This window comes from Actinacidiphila oryziradicis, assembly GCF_005047355.1.
In the GTDB taxonomy this organism is placed as follows: Bacteria; Actinomycetota; Actinomycetes; order Streptomycetales; family Streptomycetaceae; genus Actinacidiphila; species Actinacidiphila oryziradicis.
Window position 1 is genome coordinate 1 of record NZ_SUMC01000059.1, and the last position, 23,527, is coordinate 23,527.

Consider the following 23,527-nt stretch of genomic DNA (forward strand, 5'->3'; position numbering starts at 1 on the left):
GATTGACGCAGATCTCCCCGTCCCGGAACGGGACCGGCGCTGGGATCTTGTAGGTGTAGCTGACCCATTTGACGGCCGCCACGTCGTAGGGGCGCCCGGTCCCGGTGGTCAGCTGGGCGTCGGCGAGTGCGGCGACGACCTGCTCGTCGCTGTGGCCCGGACGCAAGGTGGCGATCAATTCCCGCGCCGCCGCCGGAGTCCGCCGGATATCGGCCGAGAGCCGCGGCCGGGTCAGGGCGAGGTTGTCGGTGGCGCCGGTGTGCCAGCGCACTCCCACCCGGGCGCGGGCCCGGTCGGGCTCGGGTAGCAGGGTCACATCCGAGATCAGCGTCCGCAGCAGGCGTTTGCGGTCGCGGTCCCTGGTGTCGGAGGCGTGCCACAAGCCGGGCAGGTCAGCGGCCAGCGCCTGCAGTGCGGAGCGGTCCGGCAGGGCCGGCTTGGCCTCGCGGGCGGTGTTCAAGGCGGCCTGGGCCTGGTCGAGTGCGGCGAGTCTGGCTTCCCAGCGGGCCTCCAGGGTGCGGGCTACCATGCGGTTCTCCGGCTCGACGGCGGCGTGCGCACGCTCGGCGCGGTCCGCGTCGAACCGGGCGCGCTCCACCGCCAGCTCGGCGGCACGGTGCGAGCGGGTGTGCCGGCCGGTGACCTCGTCGGCGGCGGCCAGGGCCAGCTCGATCTGCTCGGGGCTGAGGGTTTCCAGCAGTGCCGCGACCACGGCGTCGTCCACGATGTCGGCGAGGATCGAGCGGCAGGTCGGTGTGGCCTCGTGGTCGGCGCGTGAGAGCGAGCACTCGTAGGCGGCCTGGCCGCCCGCGTGGTAGCGGGTGGTCATCGGGCGCCCGCACGATCCGCAGAACATGATCCCCTGACACAGGGCCAGGCCCTCACGCGCCGGGCGGGCGCCGTCGTGGGTGCAGTTGGCCTTGAGCTTCGCCTCGGCCGCCACGTAGTCCGCCCAGGTCCAGTAGCCCTCGTGGTGGTCGTGCAGGACCACCGGCCACTGCTCGCGGGGAACCCGCGTCAGGCTCGTGCGCACGCTGCCGTCCGGCTGGACCCGGCGCCGGGTGATGTTGCGGCCGTAGACATACGTGCCCGCGTAACAGGGGTTGCTCAGCACCCCCAGTGCCCGGGCGTGGGTGAGCTTGCCCCACCGCAACTGACCTGCCCACGCTCCTCTGTAGGCGCGCAGCGGGAAGCGTCGGCCGACGAACGCCGCGACGACCTGGTAGGCCGAGCCGCCGGCCGCGAACGCGGCGAAGACGTCGCGGATCGCGGCCTGCACCTCCATATCCGGGTCGATCACGCACATCCCCTCGTCGTCGTAGACGTAGCCCACCGGCAGCGGGGACCGCAGGTCGCCGCGCTCGGCGGCGGCCCGCTTCGCGCCCTGCAACCGGCTCGACAGGATGTGCAGCTCGGCCTCTGACATGCTGCCTTTCAAGCCGAGCAGGAGCCTGTCGTTGAAGTTGGTCAGGTCGTAGACCCCGTCGTCGTCGATCAGCAGCACGTCCGTCAACCGCGCCAGTTCCAGCAGCCGGGCGAAGTCGGCCGAGGACCGGGCCAGCCGGGAGACCTCCAGGCCGAAGATCGCTCCCACCTCGCCCAGGCAGACCTTGGCCACCAGGTCGCGGAAGCCCTCGCGGACCTGCCCGAACTTGCCCGACAGTCCCAGGTCGGCGTCGATGACCAGCACGTCCTCGCGGTCCCAGCCCAGCCGGACCGCCTCGTCGCCCAGCGCGTACTGCCGCAACGTGGACTCCGTGTTGTCCCGCACCTCGATCAACGTGCTCTGCCGCAGATAGACCGCCGCTGTCCGGGCGCGGTGGGACGCGGTGATCTTCGAGGTCCCGTTCACGATCACGGCTGCCTCCCAACGCGGACTCGACCATGTTGGCCAGCACCATCACCATCTCCACGCGGCACTGCGGTGATGACGGCACGGCCCCTCGCTTCCGCCCGCGCCGGGGCTGGTGCGCGACACAACTGTCGTAACATCAGGATCCACCCCCACCCATGTCGGCACCACGGCTCACCAGGGCATTCACCAGCGCACGAAGAGCACTCAGCCCCTCGACCGCGAGCCGGTCCCCACCCGGCTCCCCGCCGCGATCCGTCCACTCCTGCGGCAACGTCACACTCCGGCCCACGCCGTACGCACAGACGAAGACCAGCGCACCGCTGCGGCGCTTGACGAACGGAATGTCCAGTCGCTGACCGGCCAGCGCGTGGAACGGGTGGGTCACCGTCAAAGAACCCAAAGACTGCCTGGACGACGCGGCACTATGCCGTGTCCGTCGGAATACCGAGAGGTCTCAGCTTTGCGGGATTTGATCCTTTCGGGATGTACACGCGCTTCACCGCACGGGGTTTCCAGGACGAGATGGATTGGTGCACGCGCACCGCCACATCTGCCCTGGCTTCGGAGGTCAGTGCGACCTCACCATCGACCCCTGCGGTCTTGCGCCCAGCATTTCGCTGCGTCACCTGCCGTACGCTAAGAAGCGTGTTGGACCGGGAACGTAGCATCAGCTTCTGTAGGTTCCTGACCTTGGGCCAGTCACCTTCCTGCGTCGCCTTGAATATTCGCTGCCGGAGCCGCTCTACCTCCCGCTCAACCGAGCGCCAGGCGATCCAGTTCCAATCGTCGGCGTCCAGCTTCATATGCGAGGGGCCTTCAGGTCCGTTCACCATAAGGTGTCTAACTTGCCCTTCGATTGGGGTAGTTCCTACAGTTCGTCTTCAAAGGCTCACCTGCCACACGTCAGCACGCTTTCGCGCCCCGGCACGGGCCGGGTATCCGGCCACTTTCGCGAGGCATCCGACAGAAGAGAGTCGGTCATGTCTGCCTCGCGTTTCGTGTTGCCTTTCGGCGGCCGGCGTTAGCTTCTTGGGCATCCTGTCCCGCCAGAGAATTAGGCCCCTCTTACGATCGGCTTACCGTTACGTTCGCGCACTGCGCCCGTATCGGACTCTAACGGGGTTTCCATGTTCCGCATGTGTGAGGTGCGGCTGGGGTTGGGTGTCCTCTATACCCCGAGGGCGGTGGTATCCACACGACCAAAATCAGTCTTTGGTCGCCACCTGTCGCCTTTCAACGACCGGCCCCTGTCACCTTGTGATACATACCGCCACAAAGCGTTGGAATTACGAGGCATCAGCAAGGATTCACTGGTATTCACCCCCTACCCAGCCTTCCCATCGCCTGTGGCCCCCGGGCGGAACAGAGACTCTTGGGCTTTCCCCCGAGCTTCACACCCGACTGAGCAGGACCCAGCCACGCATGTCGGGGTAGGGACAGGCCACGGATACGGCCCGGACTACGCCTTCGACCTCAGTCGAACCTCCTTCGACGTCTTCACTCAACACACGCGACCTCATGTCGCAACAGACAGTTCCAATACCCGACGTCACCATTACACGTCCGACTCCGCCTCCAGCGCGACGCCATCGACCTCCTCGGTAACGCCCTCCGCGACCCCGCCCAGCCCACCACCCGACCCGACGACGGCGACGAACCACCGCTTTGTGCAGCACCCGTCCGCTGACGTTGCCGTCAACTACTGCCGTCAGACACCCCAGAAGCCCCATCGGAAACCAATCCGGTGGGGCCTCTGGGTATCTACTTCCTAATCCTCAGACGCATCAACCATAGCTTTGAAGATTTCGTGAAGTTGCTCATCTGGATCGATGTCCGTGCGGGCATCACTAGATTCGATAGAGAGCCGAAGCTCCTGCTCGAATCCATCAGAAACTGGACGCACGTTATCCAAAAGGCAGAGCATCCCGAATACTGCATTGAATGCAGCCTTGCGCATGATGATCTGCAGATTATCTCGATCACCTTCGGGAAGGTCGAGGTACCACCGCTGCAGCCTGAGCGCCTCGTCGCCCGGAGCTCGTCCCGGAGGATTTCGCAAGATCGACTCAGAGTCCACTACTGCAGCGACGAACACGTCCCGATAGATCACACTAACAAGTTCATCAGCCGTGATGTGCTCCGTCATGTGACGTTACCTCGCTCCCGGATACATTTGATCGATACGTCTTGCTAGCTCATCGATTGACGACTGTGGCGTATTTGTAAGGTTCGCCAAGTTGTCGAGATCCTGCGCGATCAAATCCTGTGATGTTCCATTATAGACGCCCCGAAGGTTTGGTATCAGCGCATGCTCCGCGCGGGGAAGGGCGATAGCAGGAGCGTTCGGATAGTCATAGCCCGGAATTGCCTGTGCAGCGGGCTTGCCCTGAGGAACGTGGTGGAGGTCCAAACCATCCCCAGGCTTGGATGCTCGCCTCAACTCTGCATATGTTCCCACCTGATACGGACCGACACCACAAGCTGCCCCATTCGAATTATGGACCAAGATCGGTGTGGTGCCTGAGAGTACATAGTACGTGTGGAGTTGCTGGACGGCGGAGCTGGCTGGTCACCTATATCGACTGGAGGCGCAAACGCTGCTTCGTGGAACCAGCGGACGGAGGCGGCAAGGCGAAGTGGAGTTCTGCCGGGTTCGGCCCGGGCATGTCGTACGAGGTGTCGCGTGCGGTGCGCGAGGTACTCCTCGGTACCGACCCGTCCGTCAAGCTCACGCAGAGGGCCACGCGGTCACTGAGCGAGGCGCGGGAGCACTTCCTGGAGCGGGTCCATCCGGGCGGTACCCTCATCATCCGTGATCCCGACGGCCGTATGCGCTGGTGGACGTGGGCCGGGCACCGGGCCAACGCCACGCTGGCGGCCACACTCGATGAGGTGACGGTGCCGGGGCAGCGCGTTAACGATCACTGGCTCCGCCTACGCGAGGATGTGACGCCCGCCCTCTGGAAGCGCCTGACTGCCAGAGCGGCGGACCTGCTCTGTCTTCCTGGTGTCGACGAACGAGCCGTGCGCGGACTGAAGTTCTCGGAGGCCCTGCCGCTGAGGCTGGCTGAAGCGACCCTCTCGGCCCGTCTGGCCGCTCCAGATCAGGCGATCGCGGTGCTGGCCGAACCAGTACGTTTCGTCTCTACTTGACCTCGCCTAGGTCTGACCGTCCACTTGCATGTGCGTCGTGGCCGGGACATCCAAGGCGGGGTACTGATCCTCGCGGGCGCGTGTATGCCACGAACAGTAGGCAGCGCTCGGCGATCGTGTCCGCGCTTGGTGCTGCAGCCGGTCGATGGCGGGGGAAGTCCCGGATGACCTGCTCACCCGCGCCGACCGGCGTGTTCGACCGTTCCATGTTCTGGGTCCCCCGCCGGGGATTCGAACCTACACAACGCGAGCCCGTCGCTCTCCGGCGGCCGATAGAAGCCCAGGATGATCCGCCCCTCCGCCCGCACCCGGGCCGGCGCGCGATCCCAGCCGAAGCAATCGCTCTCCCCACGCGGCCGACAACGGGCCCGAATCCACCGTTCCGGGGGATCGGTGCACCGCGGCACCCCACGCCCCCAGCGCCCGCCCACGGGCCGTCACCACTGCGGCACCCCGGGCCGGCCAGCCGCACCGATATCTGGCGCACCGTCACTTCAATCCAGCACCGATCCAGCAGCGGTACAGAGAACCAGGGATGACGACAGGTGACGAAACGTCAGACGATCCAGCGCGGATCCAGCAACGGGCACCGCAACGGGGTCGGCCCGCAACCGGGCCGACCCCATCTGACCTGCACATTCGCTAAATCACCGCGCCAACGCTATGGCGGGCACTAAACGTTGAAGCGAAACTCGACCACGTCGCCGTCCTGCATCACGTAGTCCTTGCCCTCCATACGGGCCTTGCCCTTGGCGCGAGCCTCAGGGACGGAGCCCGTCTCGACGAGGTCGTCGAAGGAGACGATCTCGGCCTTGATGAAGCCCTTCTGGAAGTCGGTGTGGATTACACCGGCCGCCTCCGGGGCGGTCGCGCCCTTCTTGATGGTCCAGGCGCGGGCCTCCTTCGGACCTGCGGTGAGGTACGTCTGGAGGCCGAGGGTGTCGAAGCCGACGCGGCCGAGGGTGGCCATGCCGGGCTCGTCCTGGCCCATGGCCTGGAGGAGTTCGAGGGCCTCGTCGTCGTCGAGCTCGATCAGCTCGGACTCGATCTTGGCGTTGAGGAAGATTGCCTCGGCCGGGGCGACCAGGGCGCGCTGCTCGTCCTTGAACGCCTCGTCGGTCAGCTCGTCCTCGTCCACGTTGAAGACGTAGAGGAACGGCTTGACGGTCAGCAGGTGCAGCTCGTGCAGGAGCTTGCCCTGCTCGGTGCCGGCGGTGATGCCGGCGGAGAAGAGGGTGCGCCCCTCCTCAAGGATCTTCTGCGCGTCCAGGACGGCGGCGAGGACGGCGGCCTTCTCCTTCTGGAGGCGGGATTCCTTCGTCAGGCGCGGGAGGGCCTTCTCGACGGACTGCATGTCGGCGAGGATCAGCTCGGTGTTGATCGTCTCGATGTCGTCCTTGGGCGAGACCTTGCCGTCGACGTGGACGACGTTCTCGTCCTTGAAGGCGCGGATGACCTGGCAGATCGCGTCGGACTCGCGGATGTGCGCGAGGAACTTGTTGCCCAGCCCCTCGCCCTCCGAGGCACCGCGGACGATACCGGCGATGTCGACGAAGTCGACGGTGGCCGGGAGCTTGCGCTGGGAGTGGAAGATCTCGGCGAGCTTGTCGAGGCGGGGGTCGGGGACACCGACGACTCCGACATTGGGCTCGATCGTGGCGAACGGGTAGTTGGCCGCCAGCACGTCGTTCTTGGTCAGGGCGTTGAACAGGGTCGACTTGCCGACATTCGGCAGGCCAACGATTCCGATCGTGAGCGACACGTGACGACTTCCCGTAGCGAGAGGTGAGTGGAGCGGTCCGTCCAGGGGACCGATCCCCCAGTTTACGGGGCGCGGGGCCTCGCTCGCCCTGACTGTCGAACACGCGCCCACAGGTGACGAAAAGGTGTGTTACGGCCCTGTTCTCCCCACCTCCCCGTCCCGCCGCGCCTACGTTGGGTAGGTGGAGCGATACGGTACGCGTACGAAGCCCCGGAAGGGCGTGGGCCCCGCACGGACGACACTGCCGCAAGAGCCTGGGGCGGTGCACCCTGCCTACCCCCCGCCGCGGCCGGTGCTGACGGGGCTAGGCACCGGTGTGGTCACCACGCTGGTCACGGTGGCGGGCGGGACGGTGGACGCGATGCTCACCGGCGAGCCCGGGACGCTGTTCGGAGTGACCTTCGTGGCGGTGTGCCTCGGGGCGGGGCTCTGGGTACGGCCGTACGACCTGGCGGCGGCGCCGATCAGCGCGCCGATCGCGTTCACCGTGGCGCTGGCGCTGACCGGGAGCGGCGGCAATGGAGGCGTCGCCGGGCATGTGATGGGTACGGTGACGGGACTGGCGGTGCAGACCGGCTGGCTGTACGGCGGGACGCTGTGCGCGGCGGTAGTCGTGGCCGTACGGAAGCTGGCCGGACGGCGGCGCGGCGCTGACCGGACCGGATGAGATGAGGACCGGGCAGCGCAGCTTCGCCGTCCGGGACGGGTCAGACCTTCGTGGCGGCCATGGCGGCGCCGACGATGCCCGCGTTGTTCTGCAGGGCGGCCGGGAGTATCTCGGCCCTGACGCCCTTGATGAGCGGAAGGAACCTGTCGGCCTTGCGGCTCACCCCGCCGCCGATGAGGAAGAGCTCGGGTGAGAAGAGCATCTCCAGGTGGGCGAGGTACTTCTGGACCCGGTGGGCCCAGTGCTCCCAGCTCAGCTGCTCAGTGTCCTTGACATGGGTGGAGGCGCGCTTCTCCGCCTCATGACCGTTCATCTCCAGGTGGCCCAGCTCGGTGTTGGGCACCAGCCGCCCGTCGACGAAGAGCGCGCTGCCGATGCCGGTACCCAAGGTCAGGGTGATCACAGTGCCGCCACGGCCGCGCCCGGCGCCGAAGGCCATTTCGGCTATGCCGGCCGCGTCCGCGTCATTCAGCAGGGTCACCTTGGCGCCGGTGCGCTCCGACAGCAGTGCGGCCGCGTCCAGACCTATCCACGCCTTGTCCACGTTGGCGGCGGTACGGGTCGTACCGCCGGTGACCACCCCGGGGAAGGTCGCGCCGATCGGCCCGGACCAGCCGAAGTGATCCACGACCTGCTTCACGCCGTCGGCCACCGCGTCCGGTGTCGCCGGGTGCGGGGTGAGCACCTTGAACCGCTCCTCCGCGAGGTCGCCGCGTTCCAAGTCGACCGGGGCGCCCTTGATGCCCGATCCGCCGATGTCCACGCCGAAAACGTTCATAGAGACACGCTAAGCCACGGCACCGACACCTACCCCCGGATACCCCGCACCGGCTTGTCCTGCCTGGTCAATTCCCGGCGGCGGCTTCCGCCGCCTCGGCCCGCAGGTCGCGGCGGAGCTCCTTCGGCAGCGAGAACGCGATGTGCTCGTCGGCCGACTTCACGATCTCCACGTCGCCGTAGCCGCGCTCGGCGAGCCACTCCAGGACGCCCTCGACCAGGATCTCCGGGACGGACGCGCCCGAGGTCACGCCGACCGTCGCCACGCCCTCCAACCACGCCTCGTCCAGCTCGTCCGCGAAGTCCACCAGATACGAGGCCTTCGCGCCGGCCTGCAGAGCGACCTCCACCAGCCGGACGGAATTCGAGGAGTTCCGCGAGCCGACGACGATCACCAGGTCGGCGTCGGCGCCGATCTGCTTCACCGCGACCTGGCGATTCTGCGTCGCGTAGCAGATGTCGTCGCTCGGCGGGCTGACCAGCGCCGGGAAGCGCTCCTGGAGCTTGCCGACGGTCTCCATCGTCTCGTCGACGGACAGAGTCGTCTGCGACAGCCAGACGAGCCGGCTCTCGTCTCGCACCTTCAGATTGGCGACATCGTCCGGGCCGTCCACCAGGTGGATGCGTTCCGGTGCCTCGCCCATGGTGCCGACGACCTCTTCGTGACCCTCATGGCCGATGAGCAGGATGTCGTAGTCCTCGCCCGCGAAGCGCTGCGCCTCCTTGTGGACCTTCGTCACGAGGGGGCAGGTCGCGTCGATGGAGGCGAGCTTGCGCCCGGCGGCCTCATCGTGGACCTCGGGGGCCACCCCGTGTGCGGAGAAGACCACGATGGAGCCCTCCGGCACCTCCTCCGTCTCGTCGACGAAGATCGCGCCCTTCTTCTGCAGCGTCTGTACTACGTACTTGTTGTGGACGATCTCTTTGCGCACATAAATGGGAGCCCCGAACTGCTCCAGGGCTTTCTCGACAGCGATCACGGCACGGTCCACGCCGGCGCAGTAGCCACGGGGAGCGGCGAGCAGGACACGGCGGCCTGTGGTAGCAGTCATGGATCCATCGTACGGGGCGCCCCAACTGCCGAGCGCGGCACGAGTGGCGTCACTGTCGGTGGTGGCCGTTACTCTCGCCCGTATGGCTCTGAACACGTCGGCGGAGGCGCCGATCCCGGTCGGTGAGGTGTCGCGGCTGATCGGAGGGTGGATCGACAAGCTCGGCCCGGTGTGGGTGGAGGGGCAGATCACCCAGCTGTCGCGGCGCCCCGGCGCGGGGGTGGTCTTCCTGACGCTGCGCGACCCGTCGCAGGACATCTCGCTGTCCGTCACCTGCTATCGGTCCGTCTTCGACCAGGTCGCGGACGCGGTCGGCGAGGGCGCGCGGATCGTGGTGCACGCGAAGCCGGAGTGGTACGCGCCGCGCGGGCAGCTGTCGCTGCGGGCGGCGGAGATCCGCCCGGTCGGCATCGGGGAGCTGCTGGCCCGGCTGGAACGGCTGAAGCGGAGCCTGGCGGCCGAGGGCCTGTTCGCGGCTGACCGGAAGAAGCCACTGCCGTTCCTGCCGCAGCTGATCGGGCTGGTCTGCGGCCGCGCGTCGGCGGCGGAGCACGATGTGCTGGAGAACGCCCGGCTGCGCTGGCCCGCCGTGCGCTTCGAGGTGCGGAATGTGCCGGTGCAGGGCGTGCACGCGGTCCCGCAGGTGATCGACGCGGTGCGGCAGCTGGACACCCACCCCGAGGTGGACGTGATCATCGTGACGCGCGGCGGCGGCAGCGTGGAGGACCTGCTGCCCTTCTCCGACGAGCAGCTGGTGCGTGCGGTGGCGGAATGCCGCACTCCGGTGGTGTCGGCGATCGGACACGAGCCGGACTCCCCGCTGCTCGACCTGGTGGCGGATCTGCGGGCATCGACACCGACGGACGCCGCGAAGCGCGTGGTGCCGGACGTGGGCGAGGAGCTGGCCCGGGTCGGCCAGCTGCGGCAGCGCGCGCTCCGCATGGTGAGCGGTCTCCTCGAACGCGAGGAGTACGGGCTCGCCCAGGCCCTCAGCCGCCCATGGATGGCCCGGCCGCACCGCCTGGTGGAGGAGCGCGAGGAGCAGATCGCGGCGCTGGTCGACCGTTCGCGGCGGGTCCTGCGGCATCGGCTCGACCGGGCGGACGGCGAGCTGGAGCACACCCTGGCCCGGGTGGTGTCGCTCTCCCCCGCCGCCACGCTCCAGCGCGGCTACGCGGTGCTCCAGCACGAGGACGGCTCCGTGGTGCGCACCGCGGCCGAGGTCGCCGACGAGCAGAAGCTCCGGGCCCGGGTGGCTGACGGAGAGTTTGCCGTCACTGTCGTACCGCGCGCCTAGGCTTGCGGTATGGCAGACCAGGACACGTTGGGTTACGAGCAGGCACGCGATGAGCTGATCGACGTCGTACGCCGACTGGAAGCGGGCGGCGCGACTCTTGAGGAGTCCCTGGCCCTGTGGGAGCGGGGCGAGGAGCTCGCCAAGGTGTGCCGCCGCTGGCTCGAAGGCGCCAGAGCCCGGCTGGACGCGTCGCTGGCGCCTGAGGAGAGCGATGCGCCGAAGCAGGAAGAGGAGTAGGCCTGCGCGCGGGGAGCCCCCAGAGCCCCCAGTTCTCCAACGCCGGATGGACCGCTCTGATGGACCGGATTGATGGACCGCAAGTGGTCCGAGTCACTTTGGGCAACGGAATTGTTGAACGTTCATAGAACGTTGGAGAGGGTGATCCCGCTTGCGCCGGCCGGCGCGGCAGCCGCGACACCCGAAGGTATTCCATGACTCTCGTCCTCGACTCCGCCGCCCAGGACCTCCTCTTCCGCGAGGCACGCACCGCCAACACCTTCACCGACGAGCCGGTGACCGACGAGCAGTTCCAGGCCATCTACGACCTGATCAAGTACGCCCCCACCTCGATGAACCAGCAGCCGCTGCGCATCATCCTGGTCCGTTCGCCCGAGGCCCGCGAGCGCCTGGTCGGCCACCTGGCCGAGGGCAACCAGAAGAAGACCGCGACGGCCCCGCTGGTGGCGATTCTCGCCGCGGACAATGAGTTCCACGAGGAGCTGCCGAGCCAGTTCCCGCACTTCCCGCAGGCCAAGGACGTCGTCTTCGGCGACCGCGCGGTGCGGGAGGAGTCGGCCCGGATCAACGCCACGATCCAGGTCGGGTACTTCATCCTGGGCGTCCGCGCCGCCGGGCTGGCGGCAGGCCCGATGACCGGCTTCGACGCCGAGGGCATCACCAAGGAGTTCTTCCCCGACGGCGACCACTCCGTGCTGGTCGTCGTCAACATCGGCAAGCCGGGCAAGGACGCCTGGTTCCCGCGCAGCCCGCGCCTGGCCTACGACGAGGTCGTCACCACCGCCTGACCGCCCCCGCCCCCGGTCCTACTTGCCGCCGCGCTCCTCGAGCGCGGCGGCAAGCTGCGTGAGCCGGGCGGGCGAGGACGTGCCGGTGACGATCGTGGTGACCCCGCTCTCCTCGCGCACCAGCGCGTCGTACTTCGTACCGTAGTACTGGAGCCAGCGCTCACCGGCGATGACCCGGGTGCCGTTCCGCCGCGCGTCATAGCTCTTCTGCGCGATGAACGTCGCGGCGGGGGCATTGCTCTGCTCCACCGCGGCGTACTGGTTCTGCGGGTCGACGAAGCCCAAGTGCCACTGGACGTTCTTCGGGTCGGCGCTGTTGTACGTCACGGAGCTCGCGCGCCAGCCCTTGGCGAGGCCGACCGGCCCGGCGACCTTGAACGGCGCGTCCCGGCGTGCCTGGTCCAGCTCGACCGTGTAGCTGACCGTCCGCACCGGGTCATGATTCTCGTCGTGCGGGACGAATAGGTAGATAACCGCGACGACGACGCCGATCGCCGCCATCGAGAGCACCATGTCCCACACCGTCTGCCTGCCGCGCTTGTTTGCCACGACCCCATGGTCCCCCATACCCGGAACCCGGAAGGCAACCGGGTAGGGGACCGCTCATGTGACAGGCGCCCTGCTCATTCTTGCGCCGACCGGATAAGGTCGTACTACCGTTCCTCAACACTGAGCAGGAGGATTCCCGCCCAATGGCAGGTCCCGAACGGTTTTGGACGCGCTGGTCGTCCGCTTTCGCTCCCGGGCAGCGACGCATGTCCTGCATGCGGTCCGACCCCAGGAGGGCAGGGTCCCTCACGACCAGCGATGCCCGGCCGGATCTGGACGACGCCGGGGCCCCGGACCATCACTGCGGTGACACGGGGGCAGCGAAACAGCTTTCCGACCAGCCCGCAGGCACCCACAGCCCCGACACCGGGTAATCACCCGATCGGGTAACGCGTTCTCGTACCCACTCGCACAAGCAGTTCCCAACCCTCTTTCCGGCCGTCCTCGTACAGAAAGGTGCGCCGTGATGACCGAACAGCACTTGCCGCCCCAGCTCGAAGTGAGCCCCGAGGCCCCCGACCGCAACCTCGCTCTGGAACTCGTCCGGGTGACGGAAGCCGCCGCCATGGCCGCCGGCCGCTGGGTCGGCCGCGGTGACAAGAACGGCGCCGACGGCGCCGCCGTCAAAGCGATGCGCACCCTCGTCTCCACCGTCTCGATGAACGGCATCGTCGTCATCGGCGAAGGCGAGAAGGACAAAGCGCCCATGCTCTTCAACGGCGAGCGGATCGGCGACGGCACCGGCGCGGAGTGCGATGTCGCCGTGGACCCGGTCGACGGCACCACGCTCACCGCCAAGGGCATGCCGAACGCCGTGTCCGTGCTGGCGGTCGCCGACCGCGGCACGATGTACGACCCGTCGGCCGTCTTCTACATGGACAAGCTCGCCACCGGCCCCGAGGCGGCGGACGTCGTGGACATCACCGCCCCCGCGTCGGTCAATGTCCGCCGGGTCGCCAAGGCCAAGGGCATCGCGCCCGAGGATGTCACCGTCGTCCTGCTCGACCGGCCGCGCCACGACACCCTGGCCAAGGAGATCCGGGAGACCGGCGCCCGGATCAAGTTCATCTCCGACGGCGATGTCGCGGGCGCCATCATGGCCGTACGCGACGGCACCGGCGTCGATCTGCTGCTCGGCATCGGCGGCACACCGGAGGGCATCATCGCGGCCTGCGCCATCAAGTGTCTCGGTGGCACCATCCAAGGCCGGCTCTGGCCCAAGGACGCCGCCGAGAAGCAGCGCGCGCTCGACGCCGGTCACGACCTGGACCGCGTCCTGGAGACCGACGACCTGGTCAGCGGCGAGAATGTGTTTTTCGTCGCCACCGGCATCACCGACGGCGAACTGCTGCGCGGGGTGCGCTACCGCGCGGAGACCGCCACGACCTCGTCCCTCGTCATGCGGTCGAAGTCAGGCACCATCCGGCAGATCGACTCCACGCACCGGCTGTCCAAACTGCGTGCGTACAGCGCGATCGACTTCGACCGCGCCCGCTGACGGACGCGCGGCGGGGTGACGGGACCGGGTCACCCCGCCGCGGCGATCCTCGCCGTGCGCTGCAGCTCCGCGTCCCTGCGGCGCCGCCGGGCCAGCACGACGCGGCGCTCCGCCGCTGTCAGGCCGCCCCATACGCCGTACGGTTCCGGTTGGAGCAACGCGTGCTCCCGGCACTCGATCATCACCGGGCAGCGCGCACACACCCGCTTGGCGGCCTCCTCGCGGGACAGCCGCGCCGCGGTCGGCTCCTTCGAGGGAGCGAAGAACAGCCCCGCCTCATCGCTGCGGCAGGCCGCTTCCGAGTGCCATGGACCGGCCAAATCCCGAGGGTGTGAGCCACTGCTGGATACTGCCGGGGGCTCGATCGGTTGAAGCACTGGATACTCCTGACGACGGCTCGGCGTGGTGTCACCCTTGACCGTCGCGCAGCCCGCGTGCCCGCTTCCGCGCGGCCGTCGGCGGAGACGGCCGGGCGCGCGACGTGTCCCCCGTCCCTACCCGCTGTACGTGCATTCATGCGTACGGTGTTCATGACGCCTCCCTCCCGGAAAAGACGCGGGAGAGGCCAGGAGAGGCCAGGAGATGGGGGCTCTCACCCGCCTCCACGGCTGACGGCGGGGCCGGGGCGGCCTCCAACAGCATCGATACCGGCGCTGTTCGATCCCCTCGATCGCCTCAATCGCCCAGTTCGGCGGAGCCGCGCGGTTTCAGCCGCTTTCCGGCCTTCGGCTTCGCCTCGACCCCGCCCCAGAAGGCGAAGCCGGTGACACGCACCAGGGCGCCCGGGTCGGCGGACTCCTGGGCCCTGATGTCGGAGCCGCCCATGATGCCGACGACTCCGCCGCCGCGCAGCGTGACGTTCTCCGGGACCTTGATCTCGATGCCGCCCATGATGGCGGTGCAGTTGATGACCAGCTCCGGCGCGGTGAAGGTCGCGTTGGTGAGGTCGATGACGACCCCGCCCATGATCGCCACGGCGTTGATCCGGTGGCCGACCCGCCAGCGCCCCTTTCGCTCGGCGCCGCCGAGGATGCCGACCAGGTTCGGATTCTCCCCGGAGTGATCGGGCGCGTACGTATGCGCGGCAGAGGCCGGGGCGGTGGCGGAGGAACGGCCGGCCGGCAGATCCCGTACGAATGGCTCCAGCTCGCCGACGGTCTTGGCCGCGTAGACCCCGTCGAGCCGCTCGGAGTGCTCTTCCGTGGTCAGCCGCCCCTCGGCGAACGCGTCACGCAGGATGTCAGCGACCCGGTCGCGGTCCGCGTCGGACGCGCGGAGGGACGCCTCAGACGCGCGGAGGGACGTCTCGGACACGCGGAGATCGGGCTCGGCAGGGGTTCGCTTCTGAAGCGACGACTCGTCCACCCGCCCACCGTACACAAACGCGATAGATCGCGACTAGAGAGCGTCACGCTCAGGTGAGGGGCACCTCACACATTCGTTGCTCACGGCAGGTTCTACGCTGGATCCGCTTCATCGACGTAGCGGAGTGAGGAAAACCAACGATGCCCGAGTTCGCCTATACGGACCTGCTCCCTCTCGGCGAGGACACCACGCCGTACCGGCTGGTCACCGCCGAGGGCGTCAGCACTTTCCAGGCCGATGGCCGCACCTTCCTCAAGGTCGACCCGGAGGCGCTGCGCAAGCTGGCCGCCGAGGCGATGCACGACATCTCGCACTACCTCCGCCCCGCCCACCTCGCCCAGCTGCGCCGGATCCTCGACGACCCCGAGGCGTCCCCCAACGACCGCTTCGTGGCCCTGGACCTCCTCAAGAACGCGAACATCGCCGCCGCCGGCGTCCTCCCCATGTGCCAGGACACTGGCACCGCCATCGTCATGGGCAAGCGCGGCCAGAACGTCCTCACCTCGGGCGGCGACGAGGAAGCGCTCTCGCGCGGCGTGTACGACGCCTACACCAAGCTCAATCTGCGCTACTCCCAGATGGCCCCGCTGACCATGTGGGACGAGAAGAACACCGGATCCAACCTCCCCGCCCAGATCGAGCTGTACGCGACCGACGGCGGCGCCTACAAGTTCCTCTTCATGGCGAAGGGCGGCGGCTCGGCCAACAAGTCCTTCCTCTACCAGGAGACGAAGGCGGTCCTCAACGAAACCTCCATGATGAAGTTCCTGGAGGAGAAGATCCGCTCCCTGGGCACGGCCGCCTGCCCGCCGTACCACCTCGCCATCGTCGTCGGCGGCACGAGCGCGGAGTACGCCCTGAAGACGGCGAAGTATGCCTCCGCCCACTACCTGGACGGGCTCCCCGCCGAGGGCTCCCCGCTCGGCAACGGCTTCCGCGACAAGGACCTGGAGCGACACGTCTTCGAACTCACCCAGAAGATCGGCATCGGCGCCCAGTTCGGCGGCAAGTACTTCTGCCACGACGTACGGGTGGTCCGCCTCCCCCGGCACGGCGCGTCCTGCCCGGTGGCGATCGCGGTGTCCTGTTCCGCCGACCGCCAGGCGCTGGCGAAGATCACACCGGAGGGCGTCTTCCTGGAGCGGCTGGAGAGCGATCCGGCGAAGTACCTCCCCGAGACCACCGACGAGAACCTCTCCGACGACGACGTGGTCCGCGTCGACCTCAACCGCCCGATGGACGAGATCCGGGCCGACCTGACCAGGTACCCCGTCAAGACCCGGCTCGCCCTCACCGGCCCGCTCGTCGTCGCCCGCGACATCGCCCACGCCAAGATCAAGGAGCGCCTCGACGCCGGCGAGGCCATGCCGCAGTATCTCCGCGACCACGCCGTCTACTACGCCGGCCCGGCCAAGACCCCCGAGGGCTACGCCTCCGGCTCCTTCGGCCCCACCACCGCCGGCCGTATGGACGCCTACGTCGAACAGTTCCAAGCGGCCGGCGGCTCCCATGTGATGCTCGCCAAGGGCAACCGCTCCAAGCAGGTCACGGACGCCTGCAACGCGCACGGCGGCTTCTACCTCGGCTCCATCGGCGGCCCGGCGGCCCGCCTCGCCCAGGACTGCATCAAGAAGGTCGAGGTCATCGAGTACGAGGAGCTCGGCATGGAGGCCGTCTGGAAGATCGAGGTCGAGGACTTCCCGGCCTTCATCGTCGTCGACGACAAGGGCAACGACTTCTTCCAGGACCCCGCCCCGACGACCCCGACCTTCACCAGCATCCCGGTGCGCCCCGGCACATAGAGCTCCTTCGGCCCAGGATCCGGGCAGCTGTCCGCCGCTCGGCCTCGCGCTCGGGCCGACAACGGGGGCACTCGCAGGGCGGGTAGACAACGCCGTCGTCCCGGACTGGCAGCGGGTCTCCCGTACTGACGGTCAGCTTGGGCCCCCACGTTTTCCCGCTGTCCCGACTGACCCGAATCCACAGACGGCCATGCTTTTCCATGTCGGTGCTCCCTTGCAGCTCCGGCCGGCCCCGGGACGTTTGCTGCGTCGCCGGGGCACCCTTTGAATCCAACTGCACCATACCGCTCTATGCCGCTTCATGATGCTGTATGGAGCTACCCAGTGGTGCACATAGCTTTGGCCAGCTCTATGTTCGAATCATGGAAGAGTCGCCTATCGACCCGACAGCGGCTGAGTACGTCTACCGGCAGCTTGCTGACGCGCTGGCCGCCGATATCACCTCGGGAAGGCTTCACCCTGGCGCGCGCCTGCCGGGTGAGCGTGCATTGGCCGAGCAGTACGGCGTGGCCGTCGGCACGGCACGCAGAGCGGTGCAGGAACTGCGGGACCGGGGGCTCGCGGTGACACTCCCCGCCAAGGGGACGTACATCGCTGCCCCAGCAGCTAACAGCGGCGATGCGGCTCCTTAAGCCAGGAGAGCTGAGTCATGGCCAACGATCCCGGTGCAGAGATTGATCACGGCGCACCGCTTACGCCGTACCGGCAGCTCGCTGAGATCCTCCGGGCACGCGTCGCACGAGGTGATTGGGCACCAGGACGTGCGATGGGAAGCGAGACGCAGCTCGTACAGCAATACGGCATCGCCCGCACCACCATCCGGCGCGCCATCGCCGTGCTCGTACAGGAGGGGATCGTGTTCACGGTGCCCCAGCGGGGGACTTTCGTCACCGCCCCGGCGGACAACGGCGGCGCACCGGCCAGGACCCGACCCGCTGAGCCGGTCAATCAACGCGACGTCGGCGCGAACACGCAGGCGAGCAGTTCGGCCATTTGAGACGGTGGGCTCGCCCAAGTGCCGGACCGCGTCCCAGGCGAGCAGCTTGTCGACCGCATCTTCCAGTGCCCGGTCCCAGTGGGCAAGCGCTTCCCCCACGCTGATGTTCTCTTCCACGGCGTGCGCATGCGTACGCGCGCACGCGCCGAAATGAGCCGGGCCAACCTTGGGAACAGATCACCTTTTCCGGGCACTCTCATATGCATGAGCGACAATGGCGAATTCCGGATCGAGCACGACTCCATGGGCGAGGTGCGGGTGCCCGCGCACGCGAAGTGGCGGGCCCAGACGCAGCGCGCGGTGGAGAATTTCCCGATCTCCGGCCAGCGGCTGGAGCGGGCGCACATCGAGGCCCTGGCCCGGATCAAGGCGGCGGCGGCCAAGGTCAACGCGGAGCTCGGCATCCTGGACAAGGATGTCGCCGAGGCCATCCAGGAGGCGGCTGCCGAGGTCGCTGAGGGGAAGTGGGACGAGCAGTTCCCGGTCGACGTGTTCCAGACCGGGTCCGGCACCTCGTCGAACATGAATATGAATGAGGTCATCTCGACCCTCGCCTCCGAGCGGCTGGGCCGCGAGGTGCACCCGAACGATCATGTCAACGCCAGCCAGTCGTCCAACGATGTCTTCCCGTCCTCCATCCACATCGCCACGACGGCGGCCGTCACCGGCGATCTCATCCCGGCTCTCGGCCATCTGGCGGCGGCGCTGGAGGATAAGTCGGAGGAGTTCGCGAGCGTCGTGAAGGCCGGCCGTACGCATCTGATGGACGCCACGCCCGTCACGCTCGGACAGGAGTTCAGCGGCTATGCCGCGCAGGTCCGCTACGGCGTCGAGCGGCTGCGGGCCTCGATGCCGCGGCTGGCGGAGCTGCCGCTGGGCGGCACGGCGGTGGGCACCGGCATCAACACTCCGCCCGGCTTTTCGGCCGCGGTGATCGCCGAGGTCGCCCGGGTGACCGGCCTGCCGCTCACCGAGGCCCGTAACCACTTCGAGGCGCAGGGCGCACGCGACGGCATCGTCGAGACCTCCGGCCAGCTCCGCACCATCGTCGTCGGCCTCACCAAGATCTGCAACGACCTGCGCTGGATGGCCTCCGGCCCCCGCACCGGCCTCGCCGAGATCAACCTCCCCGACCTCCAGCCCGGCTCGTCCATCATGCCGGGCAAGGTCAACCCCGTCATCCCGGAGGCCGTGCTCATGGTCGCCGCGCAGGTCACCGGTAATGACGCCACCATCGCGGCGGCCGGTGCGGCCGGCAACTTCGAGCTCAATGTGATGCTTCCCGTCATCGCCAAGAACATCCTGGAGTCGGTGCGGCTGCTCACGAACGCCTCCCGCGTGCTGGCGGACCGTACGGTCGACGGCATCACGGCGAACGTGGAGCGTGCCCGGGAGTACGCCGAGTCCTCGCCGTCGATCGTCACGCCGCTCAACAAGTACATCGGCTACGAGGAGGCGGCCAAGGTCGTCAAGAAGTCGCTGGCCGAGCGGAAGACCATCCGCCAGGTCGTGCTGGAATCCGGCTATGTGGAACGCGGGCTGCTCACCGAGGAACAGCTCGACGCTGCGCTTGATGTCCTGAGCATGACACACCCATAGCCATCGGGACACCCGAAAGGGTGACGCCGCCGTAACACACGGTGCGTAAGATCCGTTCATGACAGCCGAAACACTTCTGCCCGGAACAGGACACGGCACCGGCGGCGGCCACTGGAAGCCGGGCGAGCAGATCCTGTGGCGATACCGGGCCAACGGGACGGACCGGGTGCACATCTGCCGCCCGGTGACAGTGGTGCGCGACGACGCGGAGCTGCTCGCGGCGTGGATGGCGCCGGGCACCAGATGCGTGAAGCCAGTACTTGCCGACGGGTCCTCGATCGACCGGGAACCACTGGAGACACGCTACGTAAAGCCGCGGACCACGAGCATCGAGCAGTGGTGGGGCGCCGGGGTGCTGAAGCTGGCGCGCCCCGGGCAGGCATGGTCGGTGTGGCTGTTCTGGCAACAGGACTGGCGGTTCAAGAACTGGTACGTGAACCTGGAGGAGCCGCTGCGCCGCTGGTCGGGCGGGATCGACTCGGAGGATCACTTCCTCGACATCTCCGTGGCCCCGGACCGCTCATGGCACTGGCTGGACGAGGACGAGTTCGCGCAGGCGCAGGCCGCCGGGCTGATGCCCGCCGCGACGGCCGACGCGGTACGGGGGGCCGGGGACCGGGCGGTCGAGGTCATCCGGGCGTGGGGGCGCCCCTTCCGGGACGGATGGGAGAACTGGAGGCCGGATCCGGCGTGGCCGGTACCGGCACTTCCGGTTGACTGGGACCGTCAGGCAATGTGACCTTGTGAGCCCGTTGGGGGGCCGTTCGGCTTCAAACACAGAATCGTGCTTCGCATCACTGCGCAAATACCAAGCCCGTATTAAGGTTTGACGCTACGTCACTGAAGGTCATAGGAGGCCCCGGACCGTGGGAGTCGGCGGCTACGAGGACATACAGCGGGACCGGACCGGCCAGGCCGAGGCGTTCGACGCCATGGGCGACCGGTACGACGAGGCGTTCCCGCACAAGGACGGGCAGCTCGCGGCCGGCAAATGGCTCGCGGACAGTCTGCCCGCCGGGTCGCGCGTGCTGGACCTCGGCTGCGGCACCGGCTTGCCCACAAGCCGTCAGCTGGCAGTCGCCGGACACCAGGTGACCGGCATCGACCTGTCGGCGGGTATGCTCGCCCTGGCCCGTACACATGTGCCCAAGGCCTCCTTCCACCGGGTCGACATCGCCGACCTGCGGGTCGGTGGCCCCTACGGACCACGAGGAAAGCACGACCTGGGCCGCTTCGACGGGGTAGCGGCCTTCTTCTCGCTGCTGATGCTGCCACGTACCGAGATCCCCTACGCTCTCGGCGCCGTGCACGACCTGCTCGTCCCGGGAGGACTGTTCGCCCTTTCGATGGTTGAAGCCGACATAGATGACTTCGCGATTCCGTTCCTTGGCAACACCGTCCGGGTATCGGGTTATCTACGAGACGAATTGCGACAGGTTGTGGCGGATGCGGGCTTCAAGGTGCTTGAGGAGGAGTCGTACGCCTACGCCCCGGCGAGCGCCGATGTGCCCCCGGAGGAGCAGCTCTTCCTGCACTGCAGACGAAGCGTCTGACACCGCGGCGGACGTCAGCGAGTACCCCGCCCTACGGATGGAACCACCAGCGTGAGCACGGAGCGCACCCCACAGCAGACCGCCGCACACACGGCAGCGGTCGGCCCGGCACGCCCTCCCGTGGAGGGCCCCGTCCCCGATCCCCGCAGCGGCTATCGACTGTCGGGCGGCCCGGCCGGGGCACCTGTGCCTGTGCCTGTGCCTGTGCCCGGCGAGGGCACCGCGGCGGTCCACACCACACCGACCACCCGCGCCGCCACAGTCACCCCGGGCAGTGACCCCGCACAGGCCCTGTCCGCCGGCCCGTCCGCCGGCGGACGCGGTGCGGGGCGGCCGCGCCGCGTCCGCCGGGATCCGGGGGCGGCGGGATCGCCGTCGTCCGGCACCGAGGCCCCGGTCCGGGAACCAGGATCCGCGCGGCGCCGCCGCAAGCCGGATTCATCAGGCACGGGGACCGCAGCGAAGCGAGGTGGCACCGCGCCACCACGCGGGACGGAGGCCGGGGTGCGGGACCGAGGAGCAGCTCAGGCCGCGGCGCAGCAGCCGCCCGCGGAGCCGGGGCGACGCAAACGCGCGCAGGACGCCGCGATGGTGAGCACGCCGCCCAAGGGCACCGCGGCAGCTCGGCGCGAACCGCGACCGGGCGAGGGCCCGGGGGAACACCCCGGCGACGGGGACACCGGTGGAGCGCAGCCGTTGAAGGCCGTCGGCCCGCAGACCGGCCGGGGCAAGGGCGGTCCGGAGACCGAGCGGCTGCGCTATGTGGGCGCCGCGACCCGGCGGATCGCCCGCGGCATAGACCTGGACGAGATCCTGCTCGGGCTGTGCCGGTCCGCCGTGCCGGCCTTCGCCGACGCGATCCTGGTCTATCTGCGGGACCCGCTGCCCGTGGGCGACGAGCGGCCCACCGGCCCGTTGATCCTGCGGCTGCGGCGTACCGACCGGGTGCCCGACGAGGCGCCGGAGCAGTCGGTCGCCGCCCTCGCGGCGGGCGAGACCGGCCGGGATATCCTGCTGCCGCTCCTGCCCTGCACGGAGGGGGACTTCGGCGGGGCCAACGAATCCATCGACGTACCCATGGACGGTGCGCTCGCCGAGGTGCTGCGCGGGGTCCGCCCGGTCTTCTCCGAGACCCCGCAGGCCGCCGCGGCGCTGCGCGAGCTTCTCGACAGCTGGCCGGACACATCGTCGCCGCCCGCCATGAGGACGTTAAACCTGCCGACCGGCCGCCGCGCGATCCTCGCCCCGCTCCGCGGCCGCCGCCGCGTGATCGGTGCCACCGTGCTGCTGCGCCGCCCGGAGCGGCCCGCGTTCGACCCGGAGGACCTGCTGGTCGCCGCCCAGTTGGCGACCCACACCGCGCTGGGCGTCGACAAGGCGGTGCTCTACGACCGCGAGGCTTACATCGCGGACTCGCTCCAGCGCGAGATGCTGCCCGACTCCCTCCCCCAGCCCACCGGCGTCCGGCTGGCCAGCCGCTATCTCCCCGCCGCCGAATCGGCCCGGGTCGGCGGCGACTGGTACGACGCCATCCCGCTGCCCGGCAGCCGGGTCGCTCTCGTCGTCGGCGACGTCATGGGCCACTCCATGACCTCCGCCGCGATCATGGGCCAGCTCCGCACCACCGTCCAGACCCTCGCCGGGCTCGACCTCGCCCCCCAGGAGGTCCTCTACCACCTGGACGAGCAGGCCCAGCGGCTCGGCAGCGACCGCATGGCCACCTGCATCTACGCGGTCTACGACCCGATAGCGCACCGCGTCACCATCGCCAACGCCGGCCATCCGCCGCCGGTGCTCCTGCACGCCAACGGCCTCGCCGAGGTGCTCCGCGTCCCGCCGGGCGCGCCCATCGGCGTCGGCGGCGTGCCCTTCGAAGCCGTGGAGCTCCCTGCCCCCGCCGGCGCCACTCTGCTCCTTTACACCGACGGCCTTGTCGAGTCCCGCACCCGGGACGTCTGGGGCGGCATCGACATGCTCCGCGAGCGCCTCACCGCCGCCGCCCAGGTGGTCTCCCCGCCACCACTCGAACCCTTGTGTGACGAGGTTCTCGACATCCTCGGCCCCGGCGACCGCGACGACGACATCGCGCTGCTGGCTGCCCGCTTCGACGGCATCGCCCCTCGCGATGTCGCCTACTGGTTCCTGGAGCCCCGCGCCCAGACCGTCGGCCGCGCCCGCCGCCTGGTGCGGCAGGCACTGCGCCGCTGGGACCTGGAGGCCCTGGAGGACTCGGTGGAGCTCCTGGTCAGCGAGGTCGTCACCAACGCCGTCCGGTACGCCGAACGGCCCATCACGCTGCGCCTGCTCCGCACCGACGTCCTGCGCTGCGAGGTCGGCGACGACGTCCCCACCCTGCCCCGCATGCGGCACGCCCAGCCCCAGGACGAGGGCGGCCGGGGCCTGTACCTCGTCAACCGCATGGCCCAGCGTTGGAGCGCCACCCGCCTGAGCAGCGGCAAGGTCGTGTGGTTCGAGATGGCCATCCCCGGAGGCAGCCGCGGCTGACGGGCGCCCCGCCTCAGCCCCGTCGCTCCGGGCAGCGCCGGCCGGTCGCCCGCCGGCCCTGGCAGGGCAGC

23 protein-coding genes are annotated in these 23,527 nt (G+C 68.7%); 13 read left to right on the forward strand and 10 right to left on the reverse strand.

Features of this window, described 5'->3' with window-relative positions; all coding sequences use genetic code 11:
• The 4 genes from FCI23_RS37650 to FCI23_RS37665 all read right to left on the reverse strand — a co-directional run.
• Positions 1 to 1,858, reverse strand: a 1,858-nt coding sequence (locus tag FCI23_RS37650) for a recombinase family protein (RefSeq protein WP_211265632.1), incomplete at its 3' end; no start/stop codon positions are given.
• 133 nt (positions 1,859 to 1,991) lie between these two features.
• A complete protein-coding gene (locus tag FCI23_RS37655) occupies positions 1,992 to 2,240 on the reverse strand; it encodes a DUF5372 family protein (protein ID WP_136728668.1) in 249 nt (82 codons plus the stop codon).
• A gap of 37 nt (positions 2,241 to 2,277) precedes the next feature.
• On the reverse strand, positions 2,278 to 2,658 hold the full coding sequence (locus FCI23_RS37660; protein WP_136728669.1) for a reverse transcriptase N-terminal domain-containing protein: 381 nt from the start codon (positions 2,656 to 2,658) through the stop codon (positions 2,278 to 2,280).
• Between the two features lie 965 nt (positions 2,659 to 3,623).
• On the reverse strand, positions 3,624 to 4,001 hold the full coding sequence (locus FCI23_RS37665; protein WP_136728670.1) for a hypothetical protein: 378 nt from the start codon (positions 3,999 to 4,001) through the stop codon (positions 3,624 to 3,626).
• A gap of 458 nt (positions 4,002 to 4,459) precedes the next feature.
• On the opposite strand from FCI23_RS37665, the gene FCI23_RS37675 reads away from it, so the two are divergent.
• Positions 4,460 to 5,008 carry a hypothetical protein gene (locus FCI23_RS37675; RefSeq protein WP_136728672.1) on the forward strand — a complete coding sequence of 183 codons (549 nt, stop codon included), beginning with the start codon at positions 4,460 to 4,462 and terminating at the stop codon, positions 5,006 to 5,008.
• 673 nt (positions 5,009 to 5,681) lie between these two features.
• Here FCI23_RS37675 and ychF read toward each other — a convergent pair.
• Positions 5,682 to 6,770, reverse strand: a complete 1,089-nt coding sequence (gene ychF / locus FCI23_RS37680; protein WP_136728673.1) for a redox-regulated ATPase YchF — start codon at positions 6,768 to 6,770, stop codon at positions 5,682 to 5,684.
• Positions 6,771 to 7,032: 262 nt separating this feature from the next.
• Between ychF and FCI23_RS37685 the strand changes: the two genes are divergently transcribed.
• Positions 7,033 to 7,437 (forward strand): DUF6542 domain-containing protein, encoded by a 405-nt coding sequence (locus FCI23_RS37685; RefSeq protein ID WP_136728674.1) that lies wholly within the window; start codon positions 7,033 to 7,035, stop codon positions 7,435 to 7,437.
• 40 nt (positions 7,438 to 7,477) lie between these two features.
• On the opposite strand, the gene ppgK is transcribed toward FCI23_RS37685, so the two are convergent.
• A complete protein-coding gene (gene ppgK, locus FCI23_RS37690; RefSeq protein WP_136728675.1) occupies positions 7,478 to 8,215 on the reverse strand; it encodes a polyphosphate--glucose phosphotransferase in 738 nt (245 codons plus the stop codon).
• 67 nt (positions 8,216 to 8,282) lie between these two features.
• Complete coding sequence (locus tag FCI23_RS37695) at positions 8,283 to 9,266, reverse strand: 4-hydroxy-3-methylbut-2-enyl diphosphate reductase (RefSeq protein WP_136728676.1); 984 nt, start codon at positions 9,264 to 9,266, stop codon at positions 8,283 to 8,285.
• A gap of 82 nt (positions 9,267 to 9,348) precedes the next feature.
• Here FCI23_RS37695 and xseA point away from each other — a divergent pair, with 82 nt between their 5' ends.
• From xseA to FCI23_RS37710, 3 genes are all read left to right on the forward strand, one after another.
• The gene (gene xseA, locus FCI23_RS37700; protein WP_136728677.1) at positions 9,349 to 10,563 is read left to right on the forward strand and encodes an exodeoxyribonuclease VII large subunit; all 1,215 of its coding nucleotides are present in this window, start codon (positions 9,349 to 9,351) and stop codon (positions 10,561 to 10,563) included.
• Positions 10,564 to 10,572: 9 nt separating this feature from the next.
• Positions 10,573 to 10,800 carry an exodeoxyribonuclease VII small subunit gene (locus tag FCI23_RS37705; protein WP_136728678.1) on the forward strand — a complete coding sequence of 76 codons (228 nt, stop codon included), beginning with the start codon at positions 10,573 to 10,575 and terminating at the stop codon, positions 10,798 to 10,800.
• A 194-nt stretch (positions 10,801 to 10,994) separates the two neighbouring features.
• Positions 10,995 to 11,588 carry a malonic semialdehyde reductase gene (locus tag FCI23_RS37710; protein ID WP_136728679.1) on the forward strand — a complete coding sequence of 198 codons (594 nt, stop codon included), beginning with the start codon at positions 10,995 to 10,997 and terminating at the stop codon, positions 11,586 to 11,588.
• 18 nt (positions 11,589 to 11,606) lie between these two features.
• Here the strand turns inward: FCI23_RS37710 and FCI23_RS37715 are convergent, their stop codons facing one another.
• A complete protein-coding gene (locus FCI23_RS37715) occupies positions 11,607 to 12,137 on the reverse strand; it encodes a DUF4245 domain-containing protein (protein WP_246144464.1) in 531 nt (176 codons plus the stop codon).
• A 466-nt stretch (positions 12,138 to 12,603) separates the two neighbouring features.
• Between FCI23_RS37715 and glpX the strand changes: the two genes are divergently transcribed.
• Complete coding sequence (glpX, locus tag FCI23_RS37720; RefSeq protein ID WP_136728681.1) at positions 12,604 to 13,635, forward strand: class II fructose-bisphosphatase; 1,032 nt, start codon at positions 12,604 to 12,606, stop codon at positions 13,633 to 13,635.
• A gap of 29 nt (positions 13,636 to 13,664) precedes the next feature.
• Here the strand turns inward: glpX and FCI23_RS37725 are convergent, their stop codons facing one another.
• Both FCI23_RS37725 and FCI23_RS37730 read right to left on the reverse strand, forming a co-directional pair.
• A complete protein-coding gene (locus FCI23_RS37725) occupies positions 13,665 to 14,012 on the reverse strand; it encodes a WhiB family transcriptional regulator (protein WP_136728682.1) in 348 nt (115 codons plus the stop codon).
• A 298-nt stretch (positions 14,013 to 14,310) separates the two neighbouring features.
• The gene (locus FCI23_RS37730; RefSeq protein WP_136728683.1) at positions 14,311 to 14,949 is read right to left on the reverse strand and encodes a DUF1707 SHOCT-like domain-containing protein; all 639 of its coding nucleotides are present in this window, start codon (positions 14,947 to 14,949) and stop codon (positions 14,311 to 14,313) included.
• Between the two features lie 191 nt (positions 14,950 to 15,140).
• Between FCI23_RS37730 and FCI23_RS37735 the strand changes: the two genes are divergently transcribed.
• The 7 genes from FCI23_RS37735 (at position 15,141) to FCI23_RS37770 (ending at position 23,456) form a co-directional block, all read left to right on the forward strand.
• Positions 15,141 to 16,802: a fumarate hydratase gene (locus FCI23_RS37735; protein WP_136728684.1), complete on the forward strand. Its 1,662-nt coding sequence runs from the start codon at positions 15,141 to 15,143 to the stop codon at positions 16,800 to 16,802.
• Positions 16,803 to 17,164: 362 nt separating this feature from the next.
• A complete protein-coding gene (locus FCI23_RS37745; RefSeq protein ID WP_136728686.1) occupies positions 17,165 to 17,434 on the forward strand; it encodes a winged helix-turn-helix domain-containing protein in 270 nt (89 codons plus the stop codon).
• Between the two features lie 17 nt (positions 17,435 to 17,451).
• Positions 17,452 to 17,799, forward strand: a complete 348-nt coding sequence (locus tag FCI23_RS37750; protein ID WP_136728687.1) for a GntR family transcriptional regulator — start codon at positions 17,452 to 17,454, stop codon at positions 17,797 to 17,799.
• A gap of 204 nt (positions 17,800 to 18,003) precedes the next feature.
• Complete coding sequence (locus tag FCI23_RS37755) at positions 18,004 to 19,398, forward strand: class II fumarate hydratase (protein ID WP_136728688.1); 1,395 nt, start codon at positions 18,004 to 18,006, stop codon at positions 19,396 to 19,398.
• Between the two features lie 58 nt (positions 19,399 to 19,456).
• Positions 19,457 to 20,137, forward strand: coding sequence for a cytidylyl-2-hydroxypropylphosphonate hydrolase (fomD, locus tag FCI23_RS37760; RefSeq protein WP_136728689.1), 681 nt, complete (start codon positions 19,457 to 19,459; stop codon positions 20,135 to 20,137).
• Between the two features lie 127 nt (positions 20,138 to 20,264).
• Entirely contained in the window at positions 20,265 to 20,951 is a 687-nt protein-coding gene (locus tag FCI23_RS37765; protein ID WP_246144465.1) for a class I SAM-dependent DNA methyltransferase, read from the forward strand.
• A 291-nt stretch (positions 20,952 to 21,242) separates the two neighbouring features.
• The gene (locus FCI23_RS37770; RefSeq protein WP_407646088.1) at positions 21,243 to 23,456 is read left to right on the forward strand and encodes an ATP-binding SpoIIE family protein phosphatase; all 2,214 of its coding nucleotides are present in this window, start codon (positions 21,243 to 21,245) and stop codon (positions 23,454 to 23,456) included.
• Positions 23,457 to 23,527: the final 71 nt, after the last annotated feature.